The sequence below is a fragment of the Shinella sp. M27 genome, from assembly GCF_049199905.1.
Taxonomy (GTDB): Bacteria; Pseudomonadota; Alphaproteobacteria; order Rhizobiales; family Rhizobiaceae; genus Shinella.
The window spans coordinates 18,870-27,129 of sequence record NZ_JBLZPK010000026.1 but is presented as its reverse complement, the minus strand read 5'-3'; the positions used below and the strand labels follow the sequence as shown (position 1 = coordinate 27,129).

Below are 8,260 nucleotides of genomic sequence, written 5' to 3'. Positions count from 1 at the left end.
GGCGCGGCCGGCTACATCGCCCGCAACGGCCCGATTACCGGCGAGGACCGGTGGGAGGAGGATGCGGGATATTCGCCCTTCACGCTGGCGGTAGAGATTGCCGCGCTGCTCGCCGCTGCCGATTTTCTGGAGGATTGCGGCAAACCCGCCATGGCGACGTATCTGCGCGAGACCGCCGACGCCTGGAACGACCAAGTCGAGCGCTGGACCTATGTGAACGGCACGGATATCGCGACCGCTCTCGGCATCGACGGCTACTACGTGCGTATCGCACCTCGGGATATCGCCGAAGCCTCGTCCGCCTCCCGCGGATACGTGCCGATCAAGAACCGGCCGCCTGGCGATACGGACCGGTTTGTTGAACAGATCGTCAGCCCCGATGCGCTCGCGCTCGTCCGCTTCGGTCTGAGATCGGCGGACGACCCGCGCATCGTCAATACGGTCAAGGTCATCGATGCGCATCTGCGCTGCGACCTGCCGCAAGGCCCGGTCTGGTACCGCTACACTGAGGACGGCTACGGCGAGCACGAAAACGGCGCCCCCTTCGACGGCACAGGAAAGGGCCGGCCGTGGCCGCTGCTGGTGGGTGAGCGCGCCCACTACGAACTGGCGGCGGGGCGCAGACAAAGCGCCGAAAGCCTGCTCGCCACCTTCGAGGCCTGTGCGGGACACGGCGGCCTGTTGCCGGAGCAGGTTTGGGATGGTGACGACCTGACGGATCTGGAACTTCTGCGTGGCGGCCCGACGGGAAGCGCCATGCCGCTCGTGTGGGCGCATGCGGAATATATCAAGCTGCTGCGCTCGCTGCGCGACGACGCCGTTTTCGACATGCCGCCGCAAGGGCCGAAGCGTTATATCGCCGACAAGACCGGTTCAACGCTGCGGACCTGGCGCTTCAACAATAAGATCCGGTCCATGCCGGCGGGAAAGACGCTGCGGCTGGAGTTGCCGGCGCACGCCATAGTGCACTGGAGCACGGACGGCTGGGCCAACAGCCATGACGATGCCACCCGCGCAAACGACTTCGCCGTCCACCTGCTCGACCTGCCGGTCGGGGATCTGAAATCTGGACAGACCATCATGTTCACCTTCTTCTGGCCGGACGGTGGCAATTGGGAAAATATCGACTTTTCCGTCGCGGTCGTCCCGCCGGACATGCCTTGAAGAAACTCAGCTTCGTCGAAAGGACACGTTATGCAGATCGGAATGATGGGACTTGGCAGGATGGGCGCGAATATGGTGCGGCGCCTTTTGCAGGACGGCCATGAGTGCGTCGTCTATGACATCAACCCTGCGAGCGTCGCGGCTCTCGTCGCCGAAGGTGCCACCGGCACCGCCTCGATGGAGGAATTCGTCGCCAAGCTCAGGAAGCCGGCCTGCGCCTGGCTGATGTTGCCTGCGGCGATCACCGGTGCAAATGTCGACAAGCTCGCCGCCTTGATGGAGGCTGGCGACATCATCATCGACGGCGGCAATTCCCACTATCACGACGATGTTGACAAGGCCGAACAGCTGCGAGCCAAGGGTATCGACTATGTCGATGTCGGTACGAGCGGCGGCGTGTGGGGCCTGGAGCGTGGTTATTGCCTGATGATCGGCGGTCCGGACGCGGCCGTACATCATCTCGATCCGGTGTTTGCGACCTTGGCTCCGGGCAATGCGGCCGCGGCGCCGGTTGTCAGCGAAGGCATGCGCACGGCGCACCAGGGTTATCTCCACTGCGGCCCGAGCGGTTCCGGCCATTTCGTCAAGATGGTCCATAACGGCATTGAATACGGCATGATGGCGGCCTATGCCGAGGGCATGAGCATCCTGAAGGCCGCCAATGCGGGCAACAGGTTGCGTGATGCCGATGCCGAAACCAGCCCACTGCCAACCCCGCAATATTATAAGTTCGACATCGACCTGGCGGCGGTATCGGAAGTCTGGCGGCATGGCAGTGTCATCAGTTCCTGGCTGCTCGACCTGACGGCCGATGCCCTGAAACAGGACCCGGAGCTTTCGGCCTACGGCGGCAGGGTTTCCGATTCCGGCGAAGGACGCTGGACGCTAAAGGCGGCGATCGATACAGGCATTCCCGTGCCGGTCCTGTCGTCAGCGCTGTTCCAGCGGTTCAATTCGCAGGGCGAATCACTCTACGCCGACAAGCTCCTGTCAGCCATGCGCTTCGCCTTCGGTGGTCACCATGAGAAGCCGAAAACCGGCAAATGAGCGTTCTTGAACCGAGGAAGCGAACGTGACCGAAACCAGATCCGACAGCGCGCAAGATGCCAGCGGAATCGCCTGGTGCTTTCTCGTTCGCGTCCTTGACGATACCTCCGCATCGCACATCTACCGGCCGCGCACCTGGGGGCCGACCGGGGCGACGGCGAAGTTCGCACCTGTAAACGCCTAGGTCGGGGCCGTACAAATGAGCGATGGAGAACCAATGTCAAAACAATGTCCAAACGTTCCGCCGGAAAACCAGACGATCGTTCTGGCCGTGGACATTGGCGGCTCGCACGTGAAAATCCTGACGAGCGCACCGGATGCAAAGCCCTTGCGGATGGATTCCGGGCCGAAGATGACGGCAAACCAGATGGTCGATGCCGTGAAGACCCTCGCATCAGGGCTTTACTACGACGTTGTGTCGATCGGTTTTCCGGGGCCGACCCGTACCAACAGGGCGCTTCTGGAACCGGTGCATCTTGGAAAGGGCTGGCTTGACGCCGATTTCGCGGCCAGCTTCGGCAAACCCGCAAAACTCGTCAACGATGCGCTGATGCAGGCCATCGGCAGTTATAGCGGCGGACGCATGTTGTTCCTTGGGCTCGGCACGGGGCTCGGAGCAGCCTTGGTTCTGGAGAACGTCGCGCATCCGCTGGAACTCGCCCATATGCCCTATCGCAAGAGCCGCAGCTTCGAAGACTATGTCGGCGAGGCCGGTCTCAGGCGTCGCGGCAAGAAAAAATGGCGCGCAAGCGTATTCGACGTCGTCGAAAAGCTGCAAGCCGCCATGCTCCCCGACTATATCGTCATCGGCGGCGGCAACATCGAAATGCTGGACGAGTTGCCGAAGAGCTGTCGGCGCGGCGGCAACCTCCACGCCTTCGAAGGCGGCTTCCGACTCTGGCAGGACAAGATTGTCTTTGCCTAGTGCAATTCCAGCAAAGTGCGAAACAGTACAGCGCCTAGGATTGCGTCAGCAAAAAGAGATAGAGTGCGTTCGCCTTTGGGACAAAAGCGGGACCGCTCCGAGGTCGTTTCATCGAGAACGAATGGCTTGAAAACAGGTTGAGGCAGGCTAGGTTGCGTCCAGAAGCATTGTTGATATGGCGAACTTCGAGGCCTCACGCCCCGTGATCGGCCGTTTCCATTCCACTACGGGAAAGGCTTGATGAGCGGCTTTCGGAGACTTTCGGACGCTGCGCTGGTCCTTCGGCTCCAACGGGCGGCCTTCTCTTATCTGATAGACTATGCCGACGAGCACACAGGCCTTGTCGCGGATACGTCGCGTCCCGGCTCACCCTGCAGCATTGCGGTGGTCGGCCTTGCCTTGTCGGCCTATCCCGTCGCGGTGCAAAACGGCTGGCTGTCGCGCGCGCAGGCCGTCGACCGGACGCTGCGGGTGCTGCGGTTCCTGCATGATGCCTCCCAAAGCGAGGCGCCCGACGCCACGGGTTACAAGGGTTTCTTCTATCATTTTCTCGATATGAAGACCGGTAGGCGCGTCTGGCAGTGCGAACTGTCGCTCATCGATACCGCGCTGCTCATGGCCGGTGTGCTGGTGGCGGCCGGCTATTTCGACCGCGGCGGCGAGGAAAATGAAATCCGCGATCATGCCGATGCGCTCTATCGTCGTGTTGATTGGCACTGGGCGCAAAATGGTACTTCCGGCCTTTCGCAAGGGTGGAAACCCGAATGCGGGTTTCTCCACTATGGCTGGGAGGGCTACAACGAGGCGCTGATCCTTTATGTCCTCGGGCTCGGGTCGCCGACCTTTCCGCTGGCGGCCCGCTGCTATGAGACATGGAGCCTCACCTATCAGTGGGAGAACCTCATGGACCGGAACGTGCTCTATTCCGGCCCGCTCTTCACGCATCTGTTTTCGCATGCGTGGATCGACTTCCGCGGTATCCGCGACGCTTTCATGCGCGAGAAGAACAGCGATTATTTCGAGAATACCAAAAGCGCGATCGCTATCCAGCGTGAATACTGCGAGCGCAATCCTTACGCTTTCGCGGGCTATAGCCGCGATTTCTGGGGCGTGACGGCAGGAGACGGACCATCGGTCGCAGCATTGCGTCAGAGCGGGTGGGACCGCCGGTTCTTTGGCTACATGTCGCGTGGCGTACCCTACGGCCCAGACGACGGCACGATCTCTCCGTGGGCGATGCTCGCGACTCTGCCCTTTTCGCCGGAGGCGGCGCTTTCCGGCACGCGCCGCCTTCTCGAATGCTATCCGCAGGTTTGCTCCAAGGACAGGTTCTCCAGCGGCTTCAACCCGACGCTGAGCAGGGATGCGGGTGGATGGTTGTCAGAGGGTTGGTACGGGCTCGACCAGGGTCTTCTTGCCATGTCGCTCGAAAATCACCGGACCGGCCTGATCTGGGAGATCATGCGCGGTTGTGGATACATACGCGACGGTCTTACGCGAGCCGGGTTCGAAGGCGGATGGTTATAGACATGCAACCGATTAAACCGCGGGCTTGGCCCGATGATGACGCTCTCTTCCTACGGCGCGTGCGGCCGCCGGACTGGCGCGATCCGGAGCCGAAGGCCATCTATGATCTGGTGATCGTCGGCGCGGGGCCGGCGGGGCTCGAGGCGGCGGAATGGGCGGCGCGGCGCGGCTTTTCCGTTGCGCTCGTCGAGCGTGCCCATTTGGGGGGAAACTCGCTGAATGCCGGGTCCGTGCCATCGAAGGCGATCATCCGAACGGCTCAGGTCCAGGACGGGATGCGCGAGGCCGACGCCTTCGGCGCACCACTGCCGAACGATCTCCCGCTCGATTTCGGCGAGGCGATTGCACGCATGCGCCGTATCCGAACGCGTGTCGCGGTCTATCACTCGGTTCATGAGCTTGCCGCACTTGGCGCCGACATCTTTTTCGGTGTCGCTCGTTTTACAGGCCCGCATACGCTTGTCTTCAACGAAACGCAGCTTGCCTTCAGGAAAGCTCTCATCGCGACGGGTGCCCGGCCGCGGATCCCTGTTGTCCCTGGCCTTGAACAGACCGGCTACCTTACGAGCGCCAGCATCTTCGACATCACGACCCTGCCGAAGCGCCTTGCGGTCATGGGGGGAGGACCGCTCGGCTGCGAACTGGCACAGGCTTTATGCCGGCTTGGTGTGCATGTAACGATCGTGCAGAACGATCCCCAATTTCTCCCTCGAGAGGAGCGCGACGCCGCCGAAATCCTGTCTTGGTCGATGGCCCGCGATGGCATGGAGATTCGCCTGAACACCGCCGTCGTCGGGGCGCGGCGTGAGGGGGACGTCAAGGTTCTGGAGACTCTCAACAACGAAGTGCGGGGCGAGATCGAAGCTGATGAAATTCTCGTCTGCACAGGCCGGGTCCCCAACGTCGAAGAACTCGATCCGGCAGCAGCGGGCATCGTCTTCAAACCGGGACGGGGCATCCAGGTTGACGATTTGCTGTGCAGTACGAATCCCGACATCTATGCCGCTGGCGACGTATGCTTGGCGCTGAAATTCACCAACGCGGCGCAATTCTCGGCCCGCACGGCGGTGCGCAACGCGCTGCAGCAGGCCGGACAGCGGTACGACGGTTCGGTCATCCCCTGGTGCACCTTCTGCGATCCAGAGATAGCCCATATCGGCCTTCAGGTCTGGCAGGCTCGTCGGCAATCCATTCCGATCAAGAGCTATACCGTGATGCTGAGCGACGTCGATCGCGCCATTACGGATGGGCAGGAGACCGGCTTCGTGAAAATCCACGTCGCCGAAGGCAGCGATAGAATTCTCGGCGCAACCATCGTCGCCTCGCGGGCGAGCGAATTGATCAATGAAATGGCCGTCGTCATGAGTACAGGCATCGGCATGGCGGCGCTGGCCGAGGTGGTCCACACCTACCCGGCCCAGTCCGGTGCGCTCATGCACGCTGCGCAAGCCTACAGGCGCGATGTCGATGGAACGGTTCAGCGCAAGCCATCGGCTTGATCGAGCCCTGGCAGCAGGCGAAGGATATGCGTGAAGAGGCTGCCTTGCCCTTCCCCTGTTCCCATCGCGAGGACGGCCGCGTCTGCCAGTTCGTTCTGCAACAAGGAAACGACCCTTTCGCCATCATCGCCGACCGTCAGGTCTTCGATATCGTCTATCACGATCCAGCCGGGGCGGTGGAGTAGCACCTGAACAACGCTCAGCATCCGGCGCTGGTCGTTGCCAAATTCATGTTCCCAGCGCGCGCTGCGGTCCAGCGACAGGGACAGGCGCTGCAGTCCCGTCCGCCGCAGGCAGTCTTCGATCTCCCCGGTCGAATAGGCATCGGCGTTGCGCGGATAGCACAGAGCCGCGCGTAGCGTGCCGGAAGGCAGGTAAGGCTCTCGCACCAAAAAAGCGACGCTGCCGTCGCGTGGCAAGCGGACGCTGCCCCTGCCCCGGCTCCACAGCCCGGCAATAGTGTGTGTCAGAAGTGTCTTGCCGGCTCCCATCAAACCAGTAACCAACACGCGCTCGCCGGCGTTGACCATCACCTGCGGCTCCGAGAGCCGCACCGTCCCGGACGGCACGTCCATTTCCAGCCCGTCAAGCACGATGACAGGTTCTGACGATCGGACGAAGACGATGCGATCGACCCCACCGTCGGCAACCTCAGCGTCGAGGAGCGCGATCCGAAACGCGGCAACACGAAGCAAGGTCGCGCGCCAGTCGGCGATGGAGCCGATATTGTCGACGAACCATCGCAGCGAGGCGTGGAGCTGGTTAAAGGCGCCTACTGCCATCATCAGCCCGCCAAACGTCATTTCTCCACCGAAATAAACCGGCGCGGCGATGATTATCGGCGCGACAATGGTCACCCAGCCGTAGCCGGAGGTAACCCAGGCAAGGCGTACCGTCGCTGAAACGATCCGGCGCGTCGCGGCGATGACGGCGCTGAGGTCGCCCTGAAGCCGTTGGGCCTCGTCGGTTTCGCCGGATGAAACGGAGATCGCATCGATCTGCTCGTTCACACGCACCAGAGAATAGCGCAAATCCGCCTCCCGCGCGTAACGGTCTCCGTTAAGGGCGACCAGCGGGCGGCCGACCATCCAACTTAGCCAGGAGGCCGTGCCGGAATAGAGGATTGCCGCCCAGACCATGTAGCCCGGTATCTGGAAGGCGGCCCCCCACAGATGAAAGACGAAACCGGAGGACAGTGCCCACAGGACGCCGACGAAGCTTGCAAGGAGAACCCCCGCCTGCAGCAGGCCGACGCCGAGATCCACCGACAAATCGCACAGATGGTGCGCGTCCTCATGCAACCGCTGGTCGGGATTGACGCCGATCTGCCCCCGCCGCGCCAGGTGAAAGGCGCGCCCGGGACGAAGCCATTCGTCAATCATGTCCCGCGTTAACGCCTCTCTGAGCTTCAGGTGCAGCATCTGGTTGAGCCATAGTTGCACAACATTGAGAATGAGCAGCCCGCCGGCGATCTCGAAGAAGACCAGCAATTGGGCCAGCAAGGCAGCCATATTGCGCTCCTGGAGCGCATCATAGAAGGGCCGGTTCCAGCGATTGAGAACTATCTGCCCGTAAGCAGTGGCAAGAATAACCACTAGCACGCCCACGGCAAGCACAACGAGTATGCCACGAAGCGGCGAACCGCTGAGTGCTGCCGCGATTGTCGCCATATATTGACGCTGTTGCGGTTCTCCCGCACCTTCGCGAATTTGGTTCAGAGCAGCCATGAATGCTCGGGATGATCGAGGACTTTGCGTGTCAGCCCGGTATCGTTCGGCGTAGCCGATAACGCGATGCCGATACCGCCCATAGTCTTATTTTAATCCTCTAGCGTAAACCAGACGGAACTTCTCGTACTATTGGGAACTATCGTGCAACTGGAGGTTGGTATTTGATCTTATTTCCGAAGGCAATTAAGCTCAATCATTCAACCTAGTTTCACCCATGGCGTGGGCCGGCCGTTTTGGCGAACATGCGGCGGGCGAAGAGGAGAGTGAATTTGGTCACGTCGAGCGCGCCGTCCCCCCCCCGGGCGTGACACTAGTCGCGTTCGGCTCAGAATTTCAGCTAGCCCTCGCCGGCCTGTCACTTTGTTTTC

6 protein-coding genes are annotated in these 8,260 nt (G+C 61.6%); 5 read left to right on the top strand and 1 reads right to left on the bottom strand.

Annotated features, from left to right (window positions below):
* From ACOZK4_RS09780 to ACOZK4_RS09760, 5 genes are all read left to right on the top strand, one after another.
* Positions 1 to 1,164 (top strand): glycoside hydrolase family 15 protein (locus ACOZK4_RS09780; RefSeq protein WP_421591732.1); only part of this gene is annotated, 1,164 nt, incomplete at its 5' end.
* Between the two features lie 30 nt (positions 1,165 to 1,194).
* Positions 1,195 to 2,211 carry a phosphogluconate dehydrogenase (NAD(+)-dependent, decarboxylating) gene (gnd, locus tag ACOZK4_RS09775; RefSeq protein WP_313531514.1) on the top strand — a complete coding sequence of 339 codons (1,017 nt, stop codon included), beginning with the start codon at positions 1,195 to 1,197 and terminating at the stop codon, positions 2,209 to 2,211.
* A 217-nt stretch (positions 2,212 to 2,428) separates the two neighbouring features.
* A complete protein-coding gene (locus ACOZK4_RS09770) occupies positions 2,429 to 3,136 on the top strand; it encodes an ROK family protein (protein ID WP_421591731.1) in 708 nt (235 codons plus the stop codon).
* A gap of 240 nt (positions 3,137 to 3,376) precedes the next feature.
* Positions 3,377 to 4,663: a glucoamylase family protein gene (locus ACOZK4_RS09765; protein ID WP_421591730.1), complete on the top strand. Its 1,287-nt coding sequence runs from the start codon at positions 3,377 to 3,379 to the stop codon at positions 4,661 to 4,663.
* Positions 4,664 to 4,665: 2 nt separating this feature from the next.
* Positions 4,666 to 6,162, top strand: a complete 1,497-nt coding sequence (locus ACOZK4_RS09760) for a mercuric reductase (RefSeq protein WP_421591729.1) — start codon at positions 4,666 to 4,668, stop codon at positions 6,160 to 6,162.
* Here ACOZK4_RS09760 and ACOZK4_RS09755 read toward each other — a convergent pair.
* Positions 6,141 to 7,889, bottom strand: coding sequence for an ABC transporter ATP-binding protein/permease (locus ACOZK4_RS09755; protein ID WP_421591728.1), 1,749 nt, complete (start codon positions 7,887 to 7,889; stop codon positions 6,141 to 6,143). The genes ACOZK4_RS09760 and ACOZK4_RS09755 overlap by 22 nt on opposite strands.
* Between the last annotated feature and the right edge of the window lie 371 nt (positions 7,890 to 8,260).

Coding starts and splice junctions, on each gene's coding strand:
- ACOZK4_RS09765 (WP_421591730.1), top strand. CDS start 3,377: ATGAGCGGCTTTCGGAGACTTTCGGACGCTGCGCTGGTCCTTCGGCTC.
- gnd (WP_313531514.1), top strand. CDS start 1,195: ATGCAGATCGGAATGATGGGACTTGGCAGGATGGGCGCGAATATGGTG.
- ACOZK4_RS09760 (WP_421591729.1), top strand. CDS start 4,666: ATGCAACCGATTAAACCGCGGGCTTGGCCCGATGATGACGCTCTCTTC.
- ACOZK4_RS09755 (WP_421591728.1), bottom strand. CDS start 7,889: ATGGCTGCTCTGAACCAAATTCGCGAAGGTGCGGGAGAACCGCAACAG.
- ACOZK4_RS09770 (WP_421591731.1), top strand. CDS start 2,429: ATGTCAAAACAATGTCCAAACGTTCCGCCGGAAAACCAGACGATCGTT.